This is a genomic window from Aestuariicoccus sp. MJ-SS9, from assembly GCF_032586235.1.
Lineage (GTDB): Bacteria > Pseudomonadota > Alphaproteobacteria > Rhodobacterales > Rhodobacteraceae > Aestuariicoccus.
Window position 1 is genome coordinate 1 of record NZ_JAWHTD010000054.1, and the last position, 22,379, is coordinate 22,379.

Annotated in this window: 22 protein-coding genes and 1 tRNA gene; 11 read left to right on the forward strand and 12 right to left on the reverse strand. The window is 65.9% G+C overall.

Annotated features, from left to right (window positions below; genetic code table 11):
• From RXV88_RS20860 to RXV88_RS20870, 3 genes are all read right to left on the reverse strand, one after another.
• A partial coding sequence (locus RXV88_RS20860; RefSeq protein ID WP_316295431.1) for an Ig-like domain-containing protein occupies positions 1-1,590 on the reverse strand: 1,590 nt, incomplete at its 3' end.
• A 353-nt stretch (positions 1,591-1,943) separates the two neighbouring features.
• Positions 1,944-2,019 (reverse strand) — tRNA-Thr (locus tag RXV88_RS20865).
• 132 nt (positions 2,020-2,151) lie between these two features.
• Complete coding sequence (locus tag RXV88_RS20870) at positions 2,152-3,807, reverse strand: iron ABC transporter permease (RefSeq protein ID WP_316295432.1); 1,656 nt, start codon at positions 3,805-3,807, stop codon at positions 2,152-2,154.
• A gap of 89 nt (positions 3,808-3,896) precedes the next feature.
• Here RXV88_RS20870 and RXV88_RS20875 point away from each other — a divergent pair, with 89 nt between their 5' ends.
• Positions 3,897-4,778, forward strand: coding sequence for a hypothetical protein (locus RXV88_RS20875; RefSeq protein WP_316295433.1), 882 nt, complete (start codon positions 3,897-3,899; stop codon positions 4,776-4,778).
• Between the two features lie 8 nt (positions 4,779-4,786).
• Here the strand turns inward: RXV88_RS20875 and RXV88_RS20880 are convergent, their stop codons facing one another.
• Positions 4,787-5,047, reverse strand: coding sequence for a DUF2312 domain-containing protein (locus RXV88_RS20880; protein WP_316295434.1), 261 nt, complete (start codon positions 5,045-5,047; stop codon positions 4,787-4,789).
• A gap of 122 nt (positions 5,048-5,169) precedes the next feature.
• Between RXV88_RS20880 and RXV88_RS20885 the strand changes: the two genes are divergently transcribed.
• On the forward strand, positions 5,170-5,385 hold the full coding sequence (locus RXV88_RS20885; protein ID WP_316295435.1) for a hypothetical protein: 216 nt from the start codon (positions 5,170-5,172) through the stop codon (positions 5,383-5,385).
• A gap of 6 nt (positions 5,386-5,391) precedes the next feature.
• Here RXV88_RS20885 and RXV88_RS20890 read toward each other — a convergent pair whose 3' ends face one another.
• The 3 genes from RXV88_RS20890 to RXV88_RS20900 form a co-directional block, all read right to left on the reverse strand.
• Positions 5,392-7,380 carry an enoyl-CoA hydratase-related protein gene (locus RXV88_RS20890; protein ID WP_316295436.1) on the reverse strand — a complete coding sequence of 663 codons (1,989 nt, stop codon included), beginning with the start codon at positions 7,378-7,380 and terminating at the stop codon, positions 5,392-5,394.
• 135 nt (positions 7,381-7,515) lie between these two features.
• A complete protein-coding gene (locus tag RXV88_RS20895) occupies positions 7,516-7,698 on the reverse strand; it encodes a hypothetical protein (RefSeq protein WP_316295437.1) in 183 nt (60 codons plus the stop codon).
• Positions 7,699-7,727: 29 nt separating this feature from the next.
• Positions 7,728-8,054: a TraR/DksA family transcriptional regulator gene (locus tag RXV88_RS20900; protein ID WP_316295438.1), complete on the reverse strand. Its 327-nt coding sequence runs from the start codon at positions 8,052-8,054 to the stop codon at positions 7,728-7,730.
• A 144-nt stretch (positions 8,055-8,198) separates the two neighbouring features.
• On the opposite strand from RXV88_RS20900, the gene RXV88_RS20905 reads away from it, so the two are divergent.
• From RXV88_RS20905 to RXV88_RS20920, 4 genes are read left to right on the forward strand one after another with little or no spacing between them, the layout of a single operon-like run.
• Positions 8,199-9,068, forward strand: coding sequence for an MBL fold metallo-hydrolase (locus tag RXV88_RS20905; protein ID WP_316295452.1), 870 nt, complete (start codon positions 8,199-8,201; stop codon positions 9,066-9,068).
• Between the two features lie 12 nt (positions 9,069-9,080).
• Entirely contained in the window at positions 9,081-9,506 is a 426-nt protein-coding gene (locus RXV88_RS20910; protein WP_316295439.1) for a YeeE/YedE family protein, read from the forward strand.
• 1 nt (position 9,507) lies between these two features.
• A complete protein-coding gene (locus RXV88_RS20915; RefSeq protein WP_316295440.1) occupies positions 9,508-9,942 on the forward strand; it encodes a DUF6691 family protein in 435 nt (144 codons plus the stop codon).
• Between the two features lie 9 nt (positions 9,943-9,951).
• Positions 9,952-10,380, forward strand: a complete 429-nt coding sequence (locus RXV88_RS20920) for a TIGR01244 family sulfur transferase (RefSeq protein ID WP_316295441.1) — start codon at positions 9,952-9,954, stop codon at positions 10,378-10,380.
• Between the two features lie 208 nt (positions 10,381-10,588).
• On the opposite strand, the gene RXV88_RS20925 is transcribed toward RXV88_RS20920, so the two are convergent.
• The 5 genes from RXV88_RS20925 to RXV88_RS20945 form a co-directional block, all read right to left on the reverse strand.
• A complete protein-coding gene (locus RXV88_RS20925) occupies positions 10,589-11,797 on the reverse strand; it encodes a FliM/FliN family flagellar motor C-terminal domain-containing protein (RefSeq protein ID WP_316295442.1) in 1,209 nt (402 codons plus the stop codon).
• Positions 11,798-11,989: 192 nt separating this feature from the next.
• Complete coding sequence (locus tag RXV88_RS20930) at positions 11,990-14,671, reverse strand: ATP-binding protein (protein ID WP_316295443.1); 2,682 nt, start codon at positions 14,669-14,671, stop codon at positions 11,990-11,992.
• Entirely contained in the window at positions 14,668-14,955 is a 288-nt protein-coding gene (locus RXV88_RS20935) for a hypothetical protein (RefSeq protein WP_316295444.1), read from the reverse strand. The genes RXV88_RS20930 and RXV88_RS20935 overlap by 4 nt, the downstream gene beginning before the upstream one ends.
• Positions 14,952-15,320 (reverse strand): response regulator, encoded by a 369-nt coding sequence (locus tag RXV88_RS20940; RefSeq protein ID WP_316295445.1) that lies wholly within the window; start codon positions 15,318-15,320, stop codon positions 14,952-14,954. Before RXV88_RS20940 ends, RXV88_RS20935 begins: the two co-directional genes overlap by 4 nt.
• Positions 15,321-15,408: 88 nt before the next feature.
• The gene (locus tag RXV88_RS20945) at positions 15,409-16,722 is read right to left on the reverse strand and encodes a short-chain fatty acyl-CoA regulator family protein (RefSeq protein ID WP_316295446.1); all 1,314 of its coding nucleotides are present in this window, start codon (positions 16,720-16,722) and stop codon (positions 15,409-15,411) included.
• A gap of 217 nt (positions 16,723-16,939) precedes the next feature.
• Between RXV88_RS20945 and RXV88_RS20950 the strand changes: the two genes are divergently transcribed.
• The 5 genes from RXV88_RS20950 to RXV88_RS20970 all read left to right on the forward strand — a co-directional run bounded on the left by RXV88_RS20950 (position 16,940) and on the right by RXV88_RS20970 (position 22,202).
• Positions 16,940-18,286, forward strand: a complete 1,347-nt coding sequence (locus RXV88_RS20950) for a substrate-binding protein (RefSeq protein WP_316295447.1) — start codon at positions 16,940-16,942, stop codon at positions 18,284-18,286.
• 123 nt (positions 18,287-18,409) lie between these two features.
• Positions 18,410-19,441, forward strand: a complete 1,032-nt coding sequence (locus RXV88_RS20955; protein WP_316295448.1) for a branched-chain amino acid ABC transporter permease — start codon at positions 18,410-18,412, stop codon at positions 19,439-19,441.
• A gap of 3 nt (positions 19,442-19,444) precedes the next feature.
• On the forward strand, positions 19,445-20,647 hold the full coding sequence (locus tag RXV88_RS20960) for a branched-chain amino acid ABC transporter permease (RefSeq protein WP_316295449.1): 1,203 nt from the start codon (positions 19,445-19,447) through the stop codon (positions 20,645-20,647).
• A 12-nt stretch (positions 20,648-20,659) separates the two neighbouring features.
• On the forward strand, positions 20,660-21,415 hold the full coding sequence (locus RXV88_RS20965) for an ABC transporter ATP-binding protein (RefSeq protein ID WP_316295450.1): 756 nt from the start codon (positions 20,660-20,662) through the stop codon (positions 21,413-21,415).
• A 31-nt stretch (positions 21,416-21,446) separates the two neighbouring features.
• Positions 21,447-22,202 carry an ABC transporter ATP-binding protein gene (locus RXV88_RS20970; protein WP_316295451.1) on the forward strand — a complete coding sequence of 252 codons (756 nt, stop codon included), beginning with the start codon at positions 21,447-21,449 and terminating at the stop codon, positions 22,200-22,202.
• Positions 22,203-22,379: the final 177 nt, after the last annotated feature.

Genomic DNA, 22,379 nt, shown 5'->3' on the forward strand with positions numbered 1-22,379 from the left:
ATCGGTGACCGCGACGGTGGTCAGCGTGTCACCGAGATCGACGTCGGAATCGTTGGCCTGCACGTTGACAACGACGGCGCTGTCTTCGTCCGTCGTGACCGCGTCATCTATCGCCACCGGCGGGTCGTTGACAGGGGTCACAGTCAGGCTGACCGTGGCGCTGCTGGTGGCCCCGGCCTCGTCCTCGATCGTGTAGGTAAAGCTGTCGGTGCCAAAATAGTTTGGGTCCGGCGTGTAGGTGACCGTACCGTCACCGTTGATAGCCACGCTGCCGTTGGCCGGATCGGTGACCGCGACGGTGGTCAGCGTGTCACCGAGATCGACGTCGGAATCGTTGGCCTGCACGTTGACAACGACGGCGCTGTCTTCGTCGGTCGTGACCGCGTCATCTATCGCCACCGGCGGGTCGTTGACACCTGTGATGGTGACGTCGGCGCTGACGGCGCTGGTGTTCCCGTTGGCGTCGCTGACCATCAGGCTCAGCGTTTCGAGGGCCGAGGGAATGCCGCCGGTATTGGTGCCCAAAGCCTCGTAGTGACCGGTCGGGTCGAAGCTTAAGGTGTATACCACACCCGAACCCACCAGCGGTGTCAGCGCCGTGCTCTCTAGAAGCGTCAGCGTGCCCACACCGGCAACGCTCAGATCGATGCTAAGCACGTCACCGTCGAAATCATAGGCCTGCAGGTTGAAAGTGATGGCGTTGTCCTCGTCGGTGGCAAGATCGCCGACGAAGATCAGTGGTGCGTTGTTACCCCCAACCTCGTAGAGAAAATCGCTGAACTGCAGAAATTCCACATTTTTGAGTTCGTCGGTGCCCTCGGGCCCAACGGTATCGGTGATCGTGACCTCGAGTTCATCATTAATCGAGAAATCGTAGTCCAGAATCGACCCGGAATAGAGTGCCGTGTCGAAGCCGTTATTCCCATCGATGGTATCGTCGCCCTGGCCGCCTTCGACCGTATCGTCGCCAATCCCGGCATTTATGTCGTCATTGCCGACGCCGCCGTATAGTCCATCATCGCCAGCCCCGCCTTTTAGACTGTCGTCACCGGCGCCGCCGATGACGGTGTCGTCGCCGAGACCACCAGCGATGCTGTCGTCCCCCAGCCCGCCGCGCAATTCGTCATTGCCGTCGTTGCCACGCAATTCGTCGTTGCCGTGGTTGCCGCGTAATTCGTCGTTGCCGTGGTTGCCGTAGATGGTGTCATCGCCTTGGCTGCCCTCGACCGTGTCGTCACCGATCCCAGCGTCGATGTTGTCGTCCCTGCCACCGCCATAGACCCAATCGTTGCCGGCACCGCCGTTCAGCCTATCGTCGCCGGCACCGCCGATAACGGTGTCGTCGCCGAGGCCGCCGGCGATGCCGTCGTCCCCCAATCCGCCGCGCAACTCGTCGTTGTCATCGTTGCCGTAAAGGCTGTCATCCCCGGCTAGGCCCTCAATCGTGTCGTCGCCATCACGGCCCTGGATAAGATCGCTTTCGGGACTGCCCGTCAGGAATTCGTTCCCGCTATCACCGTTGATGTTAAGCCCGGCTTTGGGTCCGAAACGTAAAGCGGAAAAAACGTAAGATCCTTTGAGATGCGACATGTTTACACTCTGTTAAATTTGATTTGCGTTGAGTGTACTGCAACTGAGCCGGATCTGAATTATTATTTTTCGACGGAACTGTGTGATAGAATCTGTCAGATGAACCAGACTTGAAGCGGGACGCCGTTCGGACCGCCCCTAGCCGTGTTCGCCGCTCTCGCCGAGTGGCGCGAACTTGGCGCGGTATAAGGGCAGTCCTACTGTCATTGTGGAGACGGATTCGAATCCGTCTGGCAGCACCCCGCATGTTCCTGCGGTGGCCACAGTGCAGCTGCAAAGGTGGCTTGAAGGGTGGGCACGAAATAGAAAAATTCCGTCAAGTCATTGTTAAAATTATACATTCAGATATTTATTGGTGCCCCCACACGGACTCGAACCGCGGACCTACTGATTACAAATCAGTTGCTCTACCAGCTGAGCTATAGGGGCATGATGTATGACCAGGGTCCAGGAAGGTGTCAGCTACACTGAAGCCCCTCTGAAAACCGCCGCACATCGTACGAAGGGCCGGATAGCAGAGCTTCTCGCGCGCCGCAAGATGGTGTGGCGGCCGCTTTATCTTCAGCGGTTGGCGCGCGCCAGCAATCCGACCGCCAGAAGGCCCACCAGAACCACGATGATCGCCGCGGGCGCGGCGTCGCCGATGTTTTCCAGGCTGGCCTTTTCGTGCACCCTTGTGGCCAGCGTGTCATAGTTGAACGGGCGCAAAAGCAGCGTCGCGGGCAGCTCTTTGACGCAATCGACGAAGACCAGCAGCAGCGCCGAGGCGATGGACGAGCGCACCAGTGGGTAATAGACATCCGTCAGCGTCTGGCCTTGCGTGCGCCCCAGCGACCGCGCCGCCAGCGCCAGATTGGGCGACACCCGCCCCATGGCCGCATCCGCCGCGCCCTGCGCGATGGCAAAGAAGCGCACGCAATAGGCCAGCACCAGCGCAAAGGCCGATCCGGTCAGGATCAGGCCGGGGTCGATGCCCGTCGCCGCCTCGATCCCGTCGGCCATCAGGTGATCGACCGCCGCCAGCGGGATCAGGATGCCGACGCCCAGCACCGCGCCCGGCGCGGCATAGCCGATGGTTGTCACCGGCAGCAGCAGCCGCGGCAGTTTCTGGCCCGAAAGCCGCACGCCGTAGACCAGAAACACCCCAGCCGCGACGGTGATCACCGCCGCGATGCCGCCCACGGTCAGCGTGTTCAACGCCGCCCGCCAGAGCGCGCGGTCCACCCAGACGCCTGCATTGTCGAGAGCATGGCTCAGCAGCACCGCCACCGGCAGCACGAAGCCCAGGGCGAAGGGAACGGCACAAAGCGCCGCCGCCGCCCAGGCCGCGCGGCCCGCCAGCGGCTTGCGCGCCACCGGCCGGTGGCGCGACGAGAGGTTGAAGAACCGCATCCTGCGGCGCGAGGATTTTTCCAGCAGCACAAGGAAGATCACCAGAAAGAGGATGACGCTGGCGATCTGCGCCGCACCGCCCGGATTGCCACCCTCGAGCCAGACGCTGAAGATGCCGGTGGTCAGGGTCTGCACCGCAAAGTAGTCGACCGTGCCGAAATCGTTGACCGCCTCCATCATCACGATGGCCACACCGGCGGCAATGGCGGGCCGCGCCAGCGGCAGGCCCACGCGCCAGAACCGCTGAAAGCCCCCTGCCCCAAGCGATTGCGCGACCTCCTCGGCGCTGGCAGATTGCTCGCGGAAGGCGTTGCGCGCCAGCAGGTAGACGTAAGGAAAGAGCGAGGCCGCCAGCACGATCACCGCAGCGCCCATGGACCTGATCTCGGGGAACCAATAGTCGCGCGCGGTCTGCCAGCCGAAAAGCTGCCTCAGACCGGTCTGCACCGGCCCCGCGTATTCGAGGAAATCCACCAGCGCATAGGCGCCCAGATAGGCCGGGATCGCCAGCGGCAGCAGCAACAGCCACTCCAGCCAGCGCCGCCCGGGAAAGTCGTAGCGCGACACCATCCAGGCGGTGGTTGTGCCCATCACCGCGGCCAGCGCGCCGACACCGGTCATCAGGATCGCGGTGTTCCACAGATAGCGCGGCAACGTGGTCGCGATGAGATGCGGCCAGATGTTGTTTTCCGGAAAGAGCGCGATCCACAGAACGGCGGCGATCGGCGCCAGCACCACCAGCGCGATCAGAACCGCCCCCGCCGACCACGGACTGGGCCAGCGCAGACGCATCCCCGACTTGCCGATGTGATCGCTCGCGCTCATCGCGCCCCCCGTGCTGCCGCAATCGCTGTTCAACCTGGCCCGAAAGGCCTTATAGTGAAGGCGGCAGACAACAAAAAGACCTCAAAACCATGCAGGTGATCCTTCATACCGGCGTCCATTGCACCGACGAAGACCGGCTGCTGCGCGGCCTTCTGCGCAATGCAGGCGATTTTCGCGCCGATGGCGTCGCCATTCCCGGCCCGTCGAAATACCGCCAGCTGCTGACCGACACGGTCAATTCCCTGGCCGGCGGCAAACCCGCGCCGGATGCGCGCGAAATCCTGCTGGATGCGATGCTGTCGGACGATCCCGGCAAGATCGACCGCCTGATCCTGAGCCACGAGAACCTCTTTGGCGTGCCCAAGCTGACGCTGGCGGGCGGGCGGCTTTACCGCAAGGCCGAGCAGCGGCTGCAGATGATGTGCGATCTCTTTCGCGGCGACAGCGTCGAGGTCTTCATGGGCCTGCGCAACCCCGCGACCTTCCTGCCCGCGCTCTTCAGCGCCACGCCCTACGCCAGCTTCGACGAATTCATGCAGGGCGTCGATCCGATGCATCTGCGCTGGTCCGACCTGATCCGCCGCATCCGCGCCGATGTTCCGCAGGTCCCCCTGACGGTCTGGTGCAACGAGGACACGCCGCTGATCTGGGGCCAGCTCATGCGCGAGATGGCGGGAATCGAGATCACCCGCAAGATCACAGGCTCGTTCGATCTTTTCGGCGAGATCATCGACAAGGAAGGCATGAAACGCTTTCGCGCGTTCCTTAAGGACCATCCCGGCATCAACGAGATGCAGAAACGCCGCGTGATGGTGGCGTTTCTGGACAAATACGCGCTCGACGAGGCGATCGAGGAAGAGCTGGACCTGCCGGGCTGGGACGAGGCCTATATCGACATGCTGACCGAGCTTTACGAGGACGACATGTTCGACATCGCGCGCATCCCCGGCGTGCTGGTGATCGACCCCTGACGCGGGGCCTAGGACATGCCCAGCGCGGCCTTGTACATCTCGAGCACGGCTTCTTCCTCGGCGATGTCGTCGGCGTCGCGCTTGCGCAGCGCGATCACCTTGCGCATGACCTTGGTGTCATAGCCGCGGCCCTTGGCCTCGGCCATCACCTCTTTCTGCTGATCGGCGATGTCTTTCTTTTCGCTCTCAAGCCGTTCGTAACGCTCGATAAACTGGCGCAGTTCACCCGCGGCCACACCATAGCTTGCGTCTGAGGATTCGTCCTGCATCTGTCTCTCTCCTGCAAAGTCCCCCTTCCCTACGCGCGCCCCGCATCCCCATCAAGGGGTTGCGGGGCATGGCGGGATGAATTACCGCGCAGGGGTCAATCCGGCAGCAAGGGGACGTCGGCATGGATATCCTGATCTGGCTCGGCGCAGCCATTTCCGTCGCGGGTCTTCTGGGGCTTGGTTACTGCATCGTCCAGGTGGCGCGCGCCCGCGCCGCCAATCTGTCCGACGACGAGTTGCGCGCGGCCGTGCGCAAGGTCGTGCCGGTGAACATGGCGGCACTGTTCCTGTCGGTGATCGGGCTGATGATGGTGATCCTGGGGATCTTCCTGGGCTAGGCGCGCCTAGACCTCGTTCAGCGCATCGAAGGTGTGGCCGTTCTTGATCAGATCGGCCCAGACCGGTTCGGGCGTCCAGAACGCGGTGTCGGGGTGGTCCAGCCGCCGCATCGCCTGCGCCACCCGGAAAAGCCCCTCGCCCCCGACCGCCTTCATCGGCCCGCCGCGCCAGCGCGGGACGTCCTGCGACAGCATCATCGTCACGTCGATATCCGACGGCCGCACCGCCATGCCGGTCCCGATCATCCGCACGCCCTCGTTGGCGATGGCGCCCAGGATCAGCCGCACGATCTCGGCCTCTGGCAGCGCCGCGGCCTGCGGGCGCATGGCCTGCACCAGCCGCAGCGCCTCGTCCGAGGGCGCAGGCCCGCCCTTGTCCCAATCGTACCAGCCCTTGCCCGCGGCGCGCCCCGGGCGGCCCGCGGCGACCAGGACGGCGGCCCAGTTCTGCGCCCCATCGGCGCGGGGCGTGCGCGCCAGATCCTCGAGCCCCAGCGCGTCGGCCAACTCGAACGGCGCGCGGGGCCAGCCCCAGCGCCGCATCGCGCTGTCGATGGCAAAGGGCGTCTGGCCCAGATCGACCAGCGCATCGGCGGCGCGCTGGTAGGTGGCCATCATCCGCCCCGCGATGGTGTCGCCGGCGGATTTCACCGGCACCGCCACCTTGCCCATGCGCCGCGCCAGCGCCAGCGCCGCAGCGACCTCTTTCGGGGTGGCGGCGCTGCCCTGCACCAGCTCGACCAGGCGGCTGGCATAGGCGGGCGGCGCAAAGCGCAGGCCGATGGCATCCACCCGCCCCGGCATGGCGACGATGCGCACGACGCCCTCGGGGGCAGGCACGTTGCCCTGCCCGCGCGCCGCGTGCAGGATCACCTGCGCATCCCCGGTCATCCCGGCGCTGTCGCCGGTGCGCAGCCGCGCCAGGCTCTCGTCGGCCTGCTGACGCCGGATCGTCGTCCGCGACACCAGCCAGTCCAGCACCTCGCGCGCCTGCGACACGCCCTCGGCCAGGATCTGCGGATCGCGGGTGCCCCAGTTCACATGCAGACCCGATACCAGCGCCGACACCACGATCTGCATCGGCAGCGTGCCGCCGCCCAGCACCACGATCCGCTCGATCTGCGGCATGTGGGTTCCTGCGGGCAGCGCCAGCTTGGGCGCGCGGCGCTCGGCGAAAAAGGCGTGCCTCAGCGCCGCCGACTGGTCCGAGCCGAGGCGCTCGCGGAAGAGATCTTCTTCCAGCGCCATACCGCTTTCAAAGGGCAAAAGCTGGGCGGCCTCGACGGCGGCCACGATCTCGCGCGGGGCCATTTCGCGCTGCACCTCGACCCGGGCGCGGCGCCTGGCGATTTCCGCCTGGTAACCGGCCGCGTCCTCGAACCCCTGCCGCATGTCGCGCGTGCGCCGCGGGCCACGGCCCTCGGCCACCAGCGTCTTGCAGAACCGCAGCGCCGCGTCCTTCAGATCGCCCTCGGCCAGCGCGTCGAAAAAGACCCGCGCGGGCGGGCGGTCGACGGCGAACATGCCGCCCGACAGCATCATGTCGAGCGCCGCCTTTGCCCCCGCCAGACGCGGCGCGCGCTGGGTGCCGCCCGCCCCCGGCAACAGGCCCAGTTTGACCTCGGGCAGGCCCACGCGGGTGGATGTCAGCGCCAGACGGTAATGCGCCGCCAGCGCGATCTCGAAACCGCCGCCCAGCGCGGTGCCGTGGATCGCGGCCACCACGGGCAGGTCGCACATCTCGATCCGGTCGCAGACATCGGGCAACGAAGGCGGCGCAAGCGGCGCGTCGAACTCGGCGATATCGGCCCCCGCCGGAAAGGTCGCGCCCGCGCCCATCAGGACGATGGCTGTGACGCCGTCCTCTTCCTCGGCCCGGTCGATCATGTCCATAAGCGCCGCGCGGACGCGCTGGCTCAACGCGTTGACAGGCGGGTTGTCGATGGTCAGAAACGCCACCCCATCCTGCACCGAATACGTCACCGGCTCTGTCATTCGCCTGCCCCCGGTCCGCCGCCGACACCGCCGCCGGACCCTGCAATCCTGCCCGTGTCCCCGCGTTAACCACGCGGTTTGAAGGCATTAGACGCCAAAGCAGGCATCAAGGCAAGCGCGGGGCGAATCGCCCCCTCAGACCGGCAGATTGTCGAACATCTCCTCGGCCGCTTCCTCCTCTCGCTGTTCCGCGGCCTGCCGCTCCAGCATTTCGATCAGACGATCGAGCTCGGCGCGCAGTTCGGCCCGTTCGGTCGGGCCGCAGGCGGCGATATCCGCCCGCAACTCGGCGATTCTGGCTTTGATGTGGTCTTGCATGGTTCCTCCCATGGTGTTGCGACGCCGCTTCAGGCGGATCCGCCCGCCGCGCAGTTCCGGCACAACGGCGCATCCGGCACGACATCCAGCCGTTCTTCGGAAATCTCGCCGCCGCATTCCAGGCACACGCCGTATTCGCCATCGGCGATCCGCTTGAGCGCCCGGGTGATGCGCCCGATCTCGGCCTGCCCGCTGGCGCCGAGCCGTTCGAGCACTTCCTCGTCCTCCATCTCGACCGCCATGTCCTCGAGATCCTTAACATGCGGCTGTGTCAGTTCCGTGTCGATATGCGACAGCCGGACCCCAAGCTCGTTCAGCCGGTCCTCAAGCTGTTTCTTGTGTTTTTCGAATGCCATGGCGGGCTCCCTTCCTGTGGCTTGGCCCCACTGTGCAGAGCCCTTTCCCGCCCGTCTTTGCGCTGCGTCAAATACACGCCGCATCTTGCATCATATTCAATTTATGTTATATGTTTTTTTTCGCAAACGGAGGCGACTGCCATGATGACACCAGAAGTGACCGGTTTCTTCGACCAAGCCACCAACACGATCTCGTACGTGGTGCGCGACCCGTCCGGGTCGGCCTGCGCGGTGATCGACAGCGTTCTGGACTTCGATTATGCGTCCGGGCGCACCGACACGCGGTCGGCCGACGCCATCGTCGACTTTGTCCGCGACAAGGGGTTCGAGGTGCAATGGCTGCTCGAAACCCATGTCCACGCCGACCACCTCTCGGCCGCGCCCTACCTGCAGGAAAAGCTGGGCGGCAAGATCGGCATCGGCGAACGGATCACCGTGGTGCAGGAGACCTTCGGCAAGGTCTTCAACGCCGGGACAGAGTTCCAGCGCGACGGCTCGCAATTCGACCAGCTGTTTCAAGAGGGCGACAGCCTGCACATCGGCCAGCTGCGCGGCGACGTGCTGCACACGCCCGGGCACACGCCCGCCTGCCTGACCTATGTGATCGGCGACTCGGCCTTTGTGGGCGACACGCTCTTCATGCCCGACTACGGCACCGCGCGCTGCGACTTCCCCGGCGGGTCGTCGGCGATGCTCTTTGACTCGGTGCAAAAGATCCTCGCCCTGCCGGACGACACCCGCATCTTCGTCGGTCACGATTACCTGCCCAAGGACCGCGACACCTATATGTGGGAAAGCACCGTCGGCGAGCAGAAGGCGCGTAATGTCCACGTGGGCGCGGGCCGCGCCAAGGACGACTTCGTCGCCATGCGCGATGCGCGCGACGCCACGCTGGCCATGCCCAAACTGATCATCCCGTCGCTGCAGGTGAACATGCGCGCCGGGCAGATGCCCCCGCCCGAAGACGACGGCGACGTGTATCTGAAGGTCCCCGTCAACAAACTTGGAAAATAACGGAAAAAACGAATGCCATATGACTGGATACTGGGCCTGCTCGGCGGCCTGCTGATCGGCACGGGCGGGGCGGTCTTCCTGCTCTTCAACGGCCGGATCATGGGCGCGAGCGGGATCATCGGCGGGCTCGTCGACGGATCGGGCGCGTCGAACCGCGACGAGCGGCTGGCCTTCCTTTTGGGCGTGGCGCTGGTGCCCGCGGCGCTGGCGCTGCTCTTTGGCCCGGTCGAGAACCACCTGACGTCGAACCTGGCCGTGCTGATCGCCGCCGGGCTGCTGGTCGGCGTGGGCACCCGCATCGCCAACGGCTGCACCTCGGGCCACGGGGTCTGCGGCATCTCGCGGCTGTCGCTGCGGGGCATGGTGGCCACGGTCTTTTATATCGGTGCGGGCGGTCTGACGGTCGTGCTTTTCCGCCACCTGCTGGGAGTGATCTGACATGCGTGCGCTCTTTGCCCTGATCGCGGGCGGGTTCTTCGGGGCCGGCCTCTACCTTTCCGGCATGACCGACACCTCGAAGGTGCAGGGCTGGCTGGACATCTTCGGCGACTGGGATCCGACCCTTGCCTTCGTCATGGGCGGCGCGATCGTCCCCATGGCCGTCGCCTGGCAGATCACCCGCGTGCGCGCCAGTTCGGTGCTGGGCGCGGCCTTCCCGCCGCCGCCCGAACCGCGGCTGGGCCGCAACCTGGTGATGGGTTCGGTTCTCTTCGGGATGGGCTGGGGGCTGGCCGGGCTTTGCCCCGGTCCGGTGATCGCCTCGCTCAGCTATGGCGGCCCCGGTGTGTGGGTGTTCCTGATCGCGATGCTGGCCGGCATGGCCGCGGCACCGACGGTGCGGGCGCGGCTGGACAGCGCACAGCCCGCGCGGTAACCAAACGCCATGGATATGCGCCAGATCACCCCCGCCTACGCCGTCTCGCCCCAGATCGGGGTCGAGGACATCCCCGCCCTGAAAGAGGCCGGCATCGCGCTGGTGATCTGCAACCGGCCCGACGCCGAGGTGCCGCCCAGCCACCAGTCCGACGCCATCGGCGCGGCGGTGACCGGGGCCGGCATCCGCTACGAGGTGCTGCCGCTGACGCACCAGACCATGACGCACGACAACGTGGCGAAACAGGCCGAACTGGCGGCCGGCGCGGGCGGGCCGGTGCTGGCCTATTGCGCTTCGGGCACGAGGTCCTCGGTGGTCTGGGCGCTGGGTCAGGCGGGCGAAATGCCCACCGACGACATCCTGAACGCGGTCGCGCGTGCGGGATACGACCTCGGCGGCCTGCGCCCCACGCTCGACGCTCTGGCGCAAAAGGGCTGAGCCGCACCGACCCGGTGGCGCAGGGGCGTTGAACGATCCTCGCTGCCGTAGCGTTGCGCTCTGGACGATGGCACGGAGGGGCCGAGCCATCCCCGCATACCGATGCGGCAACCACCGGGCCGCGTTCCACGAACTCTACGGCGCTGCCGCGCGGCACGCTCAGGGCAGAGCCGCGTTCCGTCACCGATACAGCGGCGCGCAAAACGCCCTAGTCCGTCGACCAATCCGCATCGTCCACGGCAAAGCCCCCGTCCCCGCCCATTGGCGCGGCGCCGAAATCGAAATCGCCCAGGTCGTCCCCGCCGCCGCCCGCATCGGACGTATCCGCCGTATCCGCCACCAGCGCGCCGAAATCCGGGGTTGCCTCGTCCTCGACCGGAAAGTCGAGCGGGGGCAGATCCGGCAGCTCTTCCTCGCCCAGCACGGCGGGAGGCGCGGGTTCCGGTTCCAGCGCCGGCAGCTCCGGGACCGGGGCGCCGGCGTCAGGCGCCATCACCGCCCCGCCCTCCAAGGCGGTGCCTGCAACGTCCGGCGGCGCGGGCGATGCGCCGTCCGCCGCGGGCCAGGTCAGGCGCACCGCCCGCAGACCGTTCATCTGCCCAAGCCGTCCGCCGCCGACCCGCGTGCCGCCACTAGCCCAGAGCACAGCATCGTTCAGCGCCGTGGGCGGCAGCGGGATCAGATCGCCCGGTTTCAACGCGTTGGCCTGCGACAGCGGCATCCGCACCGAACAGAGCACCGCGTCGAGCCGCGCCGGAACGCGCATCATCAACGCCTCGTGCGGGCCTTCGCTGTCGGCCTCGTCGTCGCCGCCGGACGCGTCGGCCCGGGCGGGCGGCGGTTCGGGCAGCACCAGCTGCATGTCGTCCTGCCGCTGGCCCAGCCCCATGTCCAGCGCGATGCGGAACACGCGGTAGTCTGCCGCCTTCAACAGCAGCGCGGCGCTGCGGGCATCCTCGATCATCGCGCCGAAGCGAAAGCCCGCCAGCCGCACGCGCCAGGGATGATCGTCGAGGTTATCCTCGAACCGGGCCAGCGCGCCGTCGATCAGCGGCGCGGTCATGGCGGCATCCGTGGCCGTCACCGGACGGTCGTCGACCGGCAGGCCGGTGACCTGCAAGAGCGTCTGCACCTCGATGAGGCCGGTCAGGATCTGCCGGTCGAACCCGGCAAAGCCGACCGCCCCGTCGGGCCCGTCGAGCAGCACCAGAAGATCGCATTCCGTCAGCCCGTCGGTCACGCCGTCCTGGTCCAGCGTGTCGATGTCGAGACCATGGGCCTGCAACGCCAGATCCCACAGCACAAGCGCCGTCTGCGACAGCGCCCGGCGCAGCGCCTTGGCCGGCGACATGCCCCGCGCCTCCAATGCGCGCCGCGCTGCGCTGGCCTTTTGGCCCAGCACATGCTGTTTCGGCATTTCACCCATAAGATCGCCCGTTGCTTCGGCAGATACGGGATCAGGTTTAACCGCCATTAGGTTACCAAAACCTTCGCGCCGCCGAAATCACGCGATCGCGTTTCGGGAAGACCGGCATCGAAAAGGCCCTGCCGCGCTGCGCGCTCTCGGGACATTTTCGATTCATCCCAGAGAGTGGAACCCCGAAACGCCTTACTGCGCCGCCATCGCCAGATGCGCGGGCAGCGTCACCCGAAAGGCCGCGCCGCGCTGGCCGCGCAGATAGGCGATCTCGCCGCCCAGCCGGGTCATGATCTCGCGGCAGATCGCCAGGCCCAGCCCCGCGCCGCCCGCCTTCTGGTCGCTGACCCGGGCGAATTTCTCGAAGATCACGTCCTGCGCCTCGGGCGACACGCCCGAGCCGTTGTCGATGAAGTCGATGCGCAGCTCGCCGCCCTGCGCCGCCACCCGGATCGTCAGCTCGGGCCGGTCGGCGTCGCAATATTTGCGCGCATTGGCGATCAGGTTGATAAAGACCTGCGCCAGCCGGTCCAGATCGGTGTGCAGCATCACCTGTTCGGCGGCGTCGTCGCGCCGGATGCTAAGCCCCGGCACATCGTCCGCCGCCGCGGCCGCCGCCGCCGCGCGGTCCAGCACATCCGCCAGCGTGCCCTCGCGCAGGTTCAGGCTGACCTGGCCGTTCTCGAGCACGCTGAGATCAAGCAGATCGTCCAGCAGCCGGGTCAGGCGGATCGCCTCGTCATGGATGATCGAGGCGTATTTGCTCTGCTCCGCGCCAGTCAGCCCGGTGCTGTCGCGCAGGATCTCGGAAAACGCGCGGATCGAGGTCATCGGCGTGCGCAGCTCGTGGCTGATCTGGCTGAGAAAGGCGTCCTTCTGGACCGACAGCCGCGTCAGCTTGGCATTGGCCTCGCGCAGCTGCAGCGCGGTGCGCGCCAGCTCCTGGCTTTGCGCCTCGAGCCGCGCGGAATATTCCATCAGCTGTGCGGTCTCGTCGGCCACGGCCATCAGATCCTCGACCGACACCGAGGTACCGCCGACGATCTGCTCGACCATTGCATGCGCCGTCGCCGCGCCGACCGACCCCGCCAGCTCGCGTTCCAGCGTCTCCAGGAAATCCGGCGTCGGTTCGGGCAGATCGCCGCGCACCCCCTGCCGCCGCGCCTCGGCGCTGAACAGCCGCTGCGCGTCGTCCGAGCCCATGATGCGCTGCGACATGATCATCAGATCCTCGGTCTGCGCCACGCCCCCCGACCAGCTGCGCGGCCCGCCCGAAAGCTGGAACACGTTGACGAACTGCGCGCCCTGCAGCCGCTCCAGCGGCGAGGGGAAGCTGGCCAGCGAGGCGGCAAAGAAGGCCACGGTGTTGAAGGCCATGCTCCAGAGCATGGCGTGCAGCAGCGGGTCGAGCCCCTCGATCCCGAAGAGCGCCTGCGGCCTGAGCCAGCCGATGCCGAAGGGGCCGTCTTGCAGCACCGCGTCGCTGACCAGCGCGCCGGTGGCGAAGCTGGGCAGATAGAGCGTGTAAAGCCAGATCACGAAGCCGACCGTCAGCCCGGCCAGCGCGCCCGCGCGCGTCGCCCCGCGCCAGAAGAGCCCGCCCAGCATCGCCGGCAAGACCTGGCTGACGCCGACGAAGGACACCAGGCCGATGGCCGCCAGCGCCACCCCGCCGCCCGACAGCGAATAATAGAGATAGCCCAGCATCACGATGCCCGCGATGGACACCCGGCGCGACAGCAGCACCACGTTGCGCACGTCGCCCGACATCGCCGCGCCGCCGCCCGTGAAGCGCAGCCAGATCGGCATCACGATGTGGTTCGACACCATTGTCGACAGTGCGATCGCCGCAACGATCACCATCGACGTGGCCGAGCTGAATCCGCCCAGAACCGACAGCACCGCCAGCTGCTCTTGCCCCAGCGCCATCGGCACGGTCAGCACGAAGAGGTCGGGGTTGGCCCCCTCGGGCAAGAGCGACAGGCCGGTGACCGCGATGGGCACGACGAAGAGGCTCATCGCCATGAGGTACAGCGGGAAGGCCCAGCTTGCGGTGCGCAGGTGGTTCTCGTCGTCGTTCTCGACGACCAGCACCTGGAACATGCGCGGCAGGCACAGAAAGGCCGCCGCCGACAGCATCGTCAGCCCGACCCAGCGTCCGCCGTTCATTTGCCATTCGCCCAGCCGCGAGGCGTCGATCTGCTCCAGCGTGCTGGCCACGCCGCCCGACACGCCCCACACCACAAAGACCCCCACCGCCAGAAGGGCTGCCAGCTTGACGATGGATTCCACCGCGATGGCCATCACAACGCCGTGGTGGCGTTCGTTGGCGTCCAGATTACGGGTGCCGAAGATCACCGTGAACAGCGCCAGCCCCACCGCCAGCCAGAGCGCGGTATATTCGGTGTTCTGCCCCTCGGCCCCGCGGTTGGCGAAGACCTCGAAGCTGAGCGTCACCGATTGCAGCTGCAGCGCGATATAAGGCGTGGTGCCGATCACCGCGAGGATGGTCACGCAGATCGCCAGCGTGTTCGACTTGCCATAGCGCGACGAGACCAGGTCGGCGACCGAGGTGATGCGCTGGCTGCGCCCGATGCGCACCATCTTGCGCAGCACCCACCACCAGCCCACCAGCACCAGCGACGGCCCCAGATAGATCGTCAGATACTCGAACCCCGTCCGCGCCGCCGACCCGACCGCGCCGTAGAACGTCCAGGCGGTGCAATAGATCGACAGCGACAGCGTGTAGATCAGCGGCGAGCGCAGCCAGCGCACCCGGCCCCGCCGCGCCGCCCGCTCGGCAAAGAAGGCGATGCCGAAAAGGAAGGCCACATAGGCCAGGCAGATGCCGATCAGGGCGTTTAGGGTGATCATCCCCGCCTCTCGCCCTCCTCGGACCGCAGCCGCAGCGACAAAAGCGCCGCCGCACCGGCCAGCAGGGCCCAGACGCCGAAGATGTAGATCAGCGCGCTGGAACTGGTCACGCCCGTGCCTTGTCCGGTGCCCGGCCCGGTCGGCCAGATCACCGGCACCAGCCACAGCAGCATCCCCAGCACGGGTAACGCGCGCGCCGCGTCGCGCAGCCGTCTGCGGCGATAGCTCTGGCGTTCCAGAAACAGCGGCGGGCGCGGGTCTCCGGCGTCGGGGTCGTCGCTCATGACGGCACCAGCTCGCGGACCGCGTCCAGCACTTCGGAATTCGAGAAAGGCTTGGCCATGAAGCGGCTCACGCCCGCGCGCTCGGCCATTTCGCGGTCCTTGGTCTGGCCGCGCGCGGTCAGCATCAGGATCGGCAGGTCGCGCGTCGCCGGGTCCTCGCGCAGCTCGCGCAGGATGTCATAGCCGCTCTTGCCGGGCAGCATCACGTCGAGGATCACCATGTCGGGCTTGCGCGCATGCACCGTCTCGACCGCATCGACGCCGTTGGAATGGGTTTTCACCGCAAACCCGTCGCGCGACAGGATAAAGCTGATCGCCTCGATGATGTTCGGCTCGTCCTCGATCAGCAGCACTTGCTTGGCCATCTGCATTTGTCTCCCCCCGGCGACTCGGCATTGATTGCCTTGTTTTGTCGCACACTGCCGCCGATTAAAGCCAATGCGGCACGGGCTGTCAAAAGGCCTCTTGCCCGGTTTCGGCCAGGATCGACGGCTCGCGCCGCCCGTCGCAGTCGCGGCGCGGGCAGATCCGGCAGGCCACGCCCACCGGCAGCACCGGCTCGCTGTCGGCGGGCTCGGCCGGAACGATCAGCATATGCGCCTCGAAAAGCGGCGAGCGATTGGCCCGGAACGCGCCCACCGGTTCGGCCATGGCGTAGGCGCGAAAGCCGGTGGCGGTGGCGTCGGGCATCCTTAAAGGCGCCACGATGGGCATCATCGGGCGGTTGAGCGCCTGATAAAGCGGCCACAGCGGGCAGCCCGCGCCGAAGCGCGGCATCGGGAAATCCGGCAAGGGCCGGCGGAAGGTCAGCACCCCCGACGCGTCGCAGATTGCCAGCGCCGCGGGGTGCGCCAGCACCCCCTCGGGCAGCGCCACCATGCGCCGCATCGCCGCCGCTGGCGGCACCGACAGCGCCTCGGCCAGCGCCAGCGGATCGGGGCCGGTCGCCGCCAGCGCCGCCGCGACCGCGTCGAGCGGCATGGCGCGTGCATCCTCGACCGTCCGCGCCAGCCAGCGGCGCAGCAACGCCTGCGCCGTCGGGGTCAGACCCGCCCCGATCCCCTGCGCGATGGTGTCCGGGTCGGCCCCGGGCGCGTCGGTCGCGGCGATGTAATAGCCGTTCTCGGCCAGCACCGCATCGACCTCTTCCTGCGGAACGGTAACATCGGCCCCCGCATCGTCGGCGGCCTCCAGATAGGTCACCAGCGCCCGGCTGGTCTCGGCCAGGCGCGCGCTGTCCTCGTGGATGTTGCGGTGAAAGCGCGCCTGCCACTCCGGCTCGATCTCACCGGGCTCGGCCAGAATCGACGCCGCGGAACGGATCGCCGTCACGGTCGACAGCATCTCATGCAATGAGGCCGCCAGATGCGGGTCGTGGGTCATGCGGTCGGTCAGCGTGGCGACAGTGCGCTCGAGCGTGTCGATGCGGTGGCGGCTTTGGGCCAGCAGCGCCGCCCAGCCCGGAAAACGGCCCGCGAATTCGTCGACCCGGTCCAGCTCGGCCCCACTGCCGCGATGACCAGAGGCGGCCTCGCGCAGGGTGGCGATCAGCGCCGCCTCGGCGCCTTCGGCCAGCACGTTCGGCGCCACCTCGAGGATGTCGGCGATATCCAGCAGCAACTTGCCGCCGATTCTGCGCCGGTTGTGCTCGATCAGGTTGAGATAAGAGGGCGAAATCCCCGCCCGCCGCGCAAGATCGGATTGCTTGAGCCCCTTCATCACACGCCTTTCGCGAATCCGGCTGCCGGTGAGGGTGTCGCGTGCCATCGGCTTTCCTTTTGCTTTCAACGCCTTTCTGCGGCGCAATATGAATTATTTTACAGAATGCCATAGCATACTGTTCATTCGTTGACAAAAAAATCGTTCCTGCAAAGCGTCTTGTTGCGCAATTTTCACGATCCGAAGAATACTGCCTTTGCACCATTGTGCGCGCGTCCGCGGGTCGAGGAGCCCGCTGTCGCACTTCACGAAACGGGAGGATTTCATGTCCAAGACCAATCTGACACGTCGCGGCGTGCTCGAGACCGGGGCCGTGGCCGGCGCCGGGCTCGCAGTACCGACGTATCTGTCCGCAGCCGCCCATTCGGGCTTTACCAACGCGCCCAGCGGCGACACCGTCACGCTGGGCTTCAACGTGCCCCAGACCGGCCCCTACGCGGATGAGGGCGCCGACGAGCTGCGCGCCTACGAACTGGCGGTCGAACATCTGAACGGCGGCGGCGACGGCGGCATGATGGGGACGTTCTCGTCCAAAGCGCTGAAAGGAAACGGTATTCTGGGCAAGAAGGTGGTTTATGTCACCGGCGACACCCAGACCAAGTCCGACGCCGCCCGCGCTTCGGCCAAGTCGATGATCGAAAAAGACGGCGCCATCATGATCACCGGCGGGTCGTCCTCGGGCGTGGCCGTGGCCGTGCAGGCGCTCTGCCAGGAGGCAGGCGTGATCTTCATGGCCGGCCTCACGCATTCGAACGACACCACCGGCAAGGACAAGCGCGCCAACGGGTTCCGCCACTTCTTCAACTCCTACATGTCCGGCGCGGCGCTCGCACCGGTGCTGCAGAAGATGTACGGCTCGGACCGCAAGGCCTATCACCTGACGGCCGACTACAACTGGGGCTACACGACCGAAGAGGCGATCACCTCGTCGACCGAGGCCATGGGCTGGGAGACGGTCAACACCGTCAAGACGCCGCTGACCCAGACCGACTTCAGCTCTTACATCGCGCCGGTGCTGCAATCGGGCGCCGACGTGCTGGTGCTGAACCACTACGGCGGGAACATGGTCAACTCGCTGACCAACGCCGTTCAGTTCGGCCTGCGCGACAAGCAGGTGAACGGCAAGAACTTCGAAATCGTCGTGCCGCTCTACTCGCGCCTGATGGCCAAGGGTGCCGGCGCCAACGTGAAGGGCATCTTCGGCTCTACCAACTGGCATTGGTCGCTGCAGGATGAAGCCTCGAAAGCCTTCGTCAAGTCGTTCGGCACCAAATACGGCTTCCCGCCGTCCCAGGCCGCGCACACCTGCTACGTTCAGACGCTGCTTTACGCGGATGCGGTCGAACGGGCCGGGTCTTTCGCACCTTGTGCGGTGGCCGAGGCGCTGGAAGGGTTCGAGTTCGACGGTCTGGGCAACGGGCCCACGCTGTACCGCGCAGACGATCACCAGTGCTTCAAGGACGTGCTGGTGGTGAAAGGCAAAGAAAACCCGACGTCCGAATTCGACCTTCTCGAAATCGTCGAAGTGACGCCGGGCGCCCAGGTCACCTATGCGCCCGATCACCCGCAGTTCGCGGGCGGCGCACTCGGCACCTGCAACAACGGCGCATAACGGCGCGACCGGAATTTTCCAAAAATTCCGGTCCGTTTTCTTTGTAAGAAAACGGTTTCGCTTATCCCGGACCTTCCGCATCGCCGCGGGGGGTCCGACCCAATCCGGCGAATGGTGGGGACAATGGACGCAATCATCCTGCAAATTCTCAACGGGCTCGACAAAGGCTCTGCCTATGCGCTGATTGCGCTGGGTCTGACACTGATCTTCGGCACGCTGGGCGTGGTCAACTTCGCCCATGGCGCCTTGTTCATGATCGGCGCGTTCTGTGCCGTCACTCTCAGCCGCATCCTGACGCTGAGCCACACGGTCATCGACGAGACCAAGACCGACTTTCTGGGCAACCCCCTGAAGGTGGACGTGCCCTATGTCTACGACATATTCGGCCGCACCACCGGCGACGCGATCATCGACTGGGCCGTTCCGCTCTCCATCCTCTTCGCCATCCCGGTGATGATCGCAATCGGCGTGATCATGGAGCGCGGGTTGATCAAGCATTTCTACAAGCGTCCCCACGCCGACCAGATCCTCGTTACCTTCGGGCTGGCCATCGTGTTGCAGGAGGTCATCAAGTATTTCTACGGCGCCAACCCGATCCCGACCCCCGCGCCCGAGGCCTTCGTCGGCAGTTTCGACTTCGGCGCGCTGATCGGGTTCGAGGCGAACCAGATCATTTACCCCTACTGGCGCCTGGTCTATTTCGCCTTCGCGGCGATCATCATCGGCGCGGTCTTCGCCTTTCTGCAGTTCACCACCTTCGGCATGGTCGTCCGCGCCGGGATGGCTGACCGGGAAACGGTGGGCCTGCTGGGCATAAACATCGACAAGCGGTTCACCATCATGTTCGGGCTTGCGGCCGCCGTGGCCGGTCTGGCGGGGGTAATGTACACCCCCATCAACTCGCCGAATTACCACATGGGCATGGACTTCCTCGTGCTCAGCTTCGTGGTCGTGGTGGTCGGCGGCATGGGCAGTCTGCCCGGCGCCGTCCTGGCCGGGTTCCTGCTGGGCATCCTGGAAAGCTTCGCCTCGATGGCGGCGGTGATCGACCTCATCCCCGGCATCAACCAGGTCATCATCTATCTTGTGGCCATCATCATTCTGCTTACCCGTCCCCGGGGCCTCATGGGCCGCAAGGGCGTGATGGAGGACTGAGCCATGTTCGGACTGGACAAGAAAGACTTCATGCTGCTGGTCATCGTCGCGATCCTGACGATGTGCGCGCCCTTCCTGCTCAACCCGTTCCCCGAGGGCTCGGCCATGGCGCAGTTCAACGCGGGCTATCCCGACCTCATGCAGCGCTTCGTGATCTTCGGCATCTTCGCCATCGGCTTCAACATCCTCTTCGGCCTGACCGGATATCTCAGCTTCGGCCATGCCGCCTTTCTCGGCGTGGGCAGCTATTCGGCCGTATGGATGTTCAAGCTGCTCAGCATGAACGTGATCCCCGCCATCGCGCTGGCCGTGGTCACATCGGGCCTCTTCGCCCTCGTGATCGGCTACGTGAGCCTGCGGCGCTCCGGCATCTACTTTTCGATCCTGACGCTGGCCTTCGCGCAGATGTCCTTCGCGCTGGCCTATTCCGTGCTCACGCCGATCACCGGCGGCGAGACCGGCCTGCAGCTGGCGCTCGACGATCCGCGCATTCTCGACATGGTGGCGAACGAGACCGGCAACATCCCGGTTCCGGGCCTCTTCGGGCTCGAGATGCGGGGCAGCTTCGACCTCTCCATGGGCAACTGGGTCTTCACCTTCAACACCGGCTATTATTTCAGCGCCCTGATCATGCTGATCAGCTTCTACATCGCGATCCGCATCTTCCGCTCGCCTTTCGGCCTAATGCTGCGCGCGGTCAAGTCGAACCAGCAGCGCCTGAAATACACCGGCCTCAACCCGCGCCCCTACACGCTGGCGGCCTTTGTGATCTCGGGCATGTATGCCGGTCTGGCTGGCGGGCTGATGGCTGCGATGGACCCGCTGGCGGGCGCCGAGCGCATGTTCTGGACCGCCTCGGGCGAGGTCGTTCTGATGACCATCCTGGGCGGCGTCGGCACGCTGATCGGGCCGGTGCTGGGCGCGGGCATGATCAAGTACATGGAAAACATCATTTCCAAGATCAACTCGGACATCCTGCACACCTGGTTCGCCTTCCTGCCCGACGGGCTCGAGGATTTCGTGGTCGCGATCGTCTATCCGTTCATCGGCAAGGGCTGGCACCTGACGCTGGGCATCGTGTTCATGCTGGTGGTGATCTTCCTGCCGGGCGGCCTCGTCGAAGGCGGCCAGCGGATCGCACGGCTCTTCCGCCGCAAGAAGGCGGACGACACCGGTAAATCCGCCTCCACCGAACCCGCCGAATAAGGAGCGCCGACCATGGGCATTCTCGAAGTCAAAGACGTCAACAAGCGGTTCGGCGGCCTGCAGGCCCTGGGCAACGTGAACCTCAGCATCCAGGAAAACAGCTGCCACGCGATCATCGGCCCCAACGGGGCGGGCAAATCCACCCTGCTCAACTGCCTGGTGGGCAAGCTCATCCCCGATACCGGGTCGGTCATGTTCGACGGCCAGTCGGTGCTGGGCCGCTCGCCGCATGAGATCAACCAGATGGGCATTTCCCGGGTGTTCCAGACGCCCGAGATCTTCGGCGATCTCAGCGTCATGGAAAACATGATGATCCCCTGCTTCGCCAGGCGCGACGGCGCGTTCGCCCTGCACGGTATCCGCTCGGTCACCTCCGAAGCAGAGCTGCGCGATCAGGCGATCGAGATGCTCGAAGACGTGAACATGGCCGACAAGCGCAACATGCACGCCGCCTCGATGTCGCGCGGCGACAAGCGGCGGCTGGAAATGGCCATGTGCCTGGTGCAGAAGCCCAAGCTTCTGCTGCTCGACGAACCCACCGCCGGCATGGCGCGCGCCGACACCAACAACACGATCGACCTGCTCAAGGAGATCAAGGACAAGCGCAACATCACCATCGGCATCATCGAACACGACATGCACGTGGTGTTCAGCCTGGCCGAACGCATCACGGTTCTGGCCCAGGGCACCCCGCTGGTCGAGGACACGCCTGAGAACATCAAGGGCCATCCCAAGGTGAAAGAGGCCTATCTGGGCGAAAGCGCGTGACGCGCGCGGTCAGACAAGAAGGATCAATGCGATGAACGTCAGACCCGACTTTTCCAAGAACGCCAACAAGGCCGAAACCGCGCCCGCCTTTCTCAGCGTGTGGGACATGCATTCCTACTACGGCGAGAGCTACATCGTGCAGGGCATCAACTTCAACGTCCACGAGGGCGAGATCCTGGCGCTGCTGGGCCGCAACGGGGCCGGCAAGACGACCACCCTGCGCTCGATCGCGCGGCTCGACAGCCCGCAGGTGCAGCACGGCGAGATCTGGCTCGACCACCAGCCGCTGCACAAGATGAGCAGCTACGAGGCGGCGACCGCCGGGCTAGGGCTGGTGCCCGAGGACCGGCGCATCATTCCCGGGCTCACGGTCGAGGAAAACCTCAAGCTGGCGCAGATCGCGCCGCCCATCGGCTGGTCGATCGAACGGCTCTACCAGCTTTTCCCGCGTCTGGGCGAGCGCCGCAACCAGGAGGGCGTGACGCTGTCTGGCGGCGAGCAGCAGATGCTGGCCATCGCCCGGGCGCTGGCGCGCGACATCAAGGTGCTGCTGCTCGACGAGCCCTACGAGGGCCTCGCCCCGGTGATCGTGGACGAGATCGAAAAGACCCTGCGCGTGGTCAAGGAACAGGGCATGACCACGATCCTCGTCGAACAGAACGCGGTGCGCGCGCTGCAGCTGGCCGACCGGGCCGTGATCCTCGACACCGGCTCCATCGTCTTCGACGGCTCCGCCTCCGAGGTTCTGGAAAACGAATCGCTGCGCGCCGAATATCTCGCGATCTGACGGCAAGCCGCCCCTACGACCGATGGACGGCTTGCATCCCGCGTGCAGGCCGTCTTTCCTTGCAACCGAGGAGGACATCACATGACCACGAAAACTTACGCGCCGTCCGACGATCTTGTCGCTGCGGCGAATGTCGATGCTGCGGCTTATGAGGAGATGTATGCGCGGTCGGTATCG

What these genes read in the sequence shown, in the direction of transcription:
- RXV88_RS20870 (WP_316295432.1), bottom strand. Translation starts at nt 3,807, where the DNA reads ATGAGCGCGAGCGATCACATCGGCAAGTCGGGGATGCGTCTGCGCTGG.
- RXV88_RS20875 (WP_316295433.1), top strand. Translation starts at nt 3,897, where the DNA reads ATGCAGGTGATCCTTCATACCGGCGTCCATTGCACCGACGAAGACCGG.
- RXV88_RS20880 (WP_316295434.1), bottom strand. Translation starts at nt 5,047, where the DNA reads ATGCAGGACGAATCCTCAGACGCAAGCTATGGTGTGGCCGCGGGTGAA.
- RXV88_RS20885 (WP_316295435.1), top strand. Translation starts at nt 5,170, where the DNA reads ATGGATATCCTGATCTGGCTCGGCGCAGCCATTTCCGTCGCGGGTCTT.
- RXV88_RS20890 (WP_316295436.1), bottom strand. Translation starts at nt 7,380, where the DNA reads ATGACAGAGCCGGTGACGTATTCGGTGCAGGATGGGGTGGCGTTTCTG.
- RXV88_RS20895 (WP_316295437.1), bottom strand. Translation starts at nt 7,698, where the DNA reads ATGCAAGACCACATCAAAGCCAGAATCGCCGAGTTGCGGGCGGATATC.
- RXV88_RS20900 (WP_316295438.1), bottom strand. Translation starts at nt 8,054, where the DNA reads ATGGCATTCGAAAAACACAAGAAACAGCTTGAGGACCGGCTGAACGAG.
- RXV88_RS20905 (WP_316295452.1), top strand. Translation starts at nt 8,199, where the DNA reads ATGACACCAGAAGTGACCGGTTTCTTCGACCAAGCCACCAACACGATC.
- RXV88_RS20910 (WP_316295439.1), top strand. Translation starts at nt 9,081, where the DNA reads ATGCCATATGACTGGATACTGGGCCTGCTCGGCGGCCTGCTGATCGGC.
- RXV88_RS20915 (WP_316295440.1), top strand. Translation starts at nt 9,508, where the DNA reads ATGCGTGCGCTCTTTGCCCTGATCGCGGGCGGGTTCTTCGGGGCCGGC.
- RXV88_RS20920 (WP_316295441.1), top strand. Translation starts at nt 9,952, where the DNA reads ATGGATATGCGCCAGATCACCCCCGCCTACGCCGTCTCGCCCCAGATC.
- RXV88_RS20925 (WP_316295442.1), bottom strand. Translation starts at nt 11,797, where the DNA reads ATGCCGAAACAGCATGTGCTGGGCCAAAAGGCCAGCGCAGCGCGGCGC.
- RXV88_RS20930 (WP_316295443.1), bottom strand. Translation starts at nt 14,671, where the DNA reads ATGATCACCCTAAACGCCCTGATCGGCATCTGCCTGGCCTATGTGGCC.
- RXV88_RS20935 (WP_316295444.1), bottom strand. Translation starts at nt 14,955, where the DNA reads ATGAGCGACGACCCCGACGCCGGAGACCCGCGCCCGCCGCTGTTTCTG.
- RXV88_RS20940 (WP_316295445.1), bottom strand. Translation starts at nt 15,320, where the DNA reads ATGGCCAAGCAAGTGCTGCTGATCGAGGACGAGCCGAACATCATCGAG.
- RXV88_RS20945 (WP_316295446.1), bottom strand. Translation starts at nt 16,722, where the DNA reads ATGGCACGCGACACCCTCACCGGCAGCCGGATTCGCGAAAGGCGTGTG.
- RXV88_RS20950 (WP_316295447.1), top strand. Translation starts at nt 16,940, where the DNA reads ATGTCCAAGACCAATCTGACACGTCGCGGCGTGCTCGAGACCGGGGCC.
- RXV88_RS20955 (WP_316295448.1), top strand. Translation starts at nt 18,410, where the DNA reads ATGGACGCAATCATCCTGCAAATTCTCAACGGGCTCGACAAAGGCTCT.
- RXV88_RS20960 (WP_316295449.1), top strand. Translation starts at nt 19,445, where the DNA reads ATGTTCGGACTGGACAAGAAAGACTTCATGCTGCTGGTCATCGTCGCG.
- RXV88_RS20965 (WP_316295450.1), top strand. Translation starts at nt 20,660, where the DNA reads ATGGGCATTCTCGAAGTCAAAGACGTCAACAAGCGGTTCGGCGGCCTG.
- RXV88_RS20970 (WP_316295451.1), top strand. Translation starts at nt 21,447, where the DNA reads ATGAACGTCAGACCCGACTTTTCCAAGAACGCCAACAAGGCCGAAACC.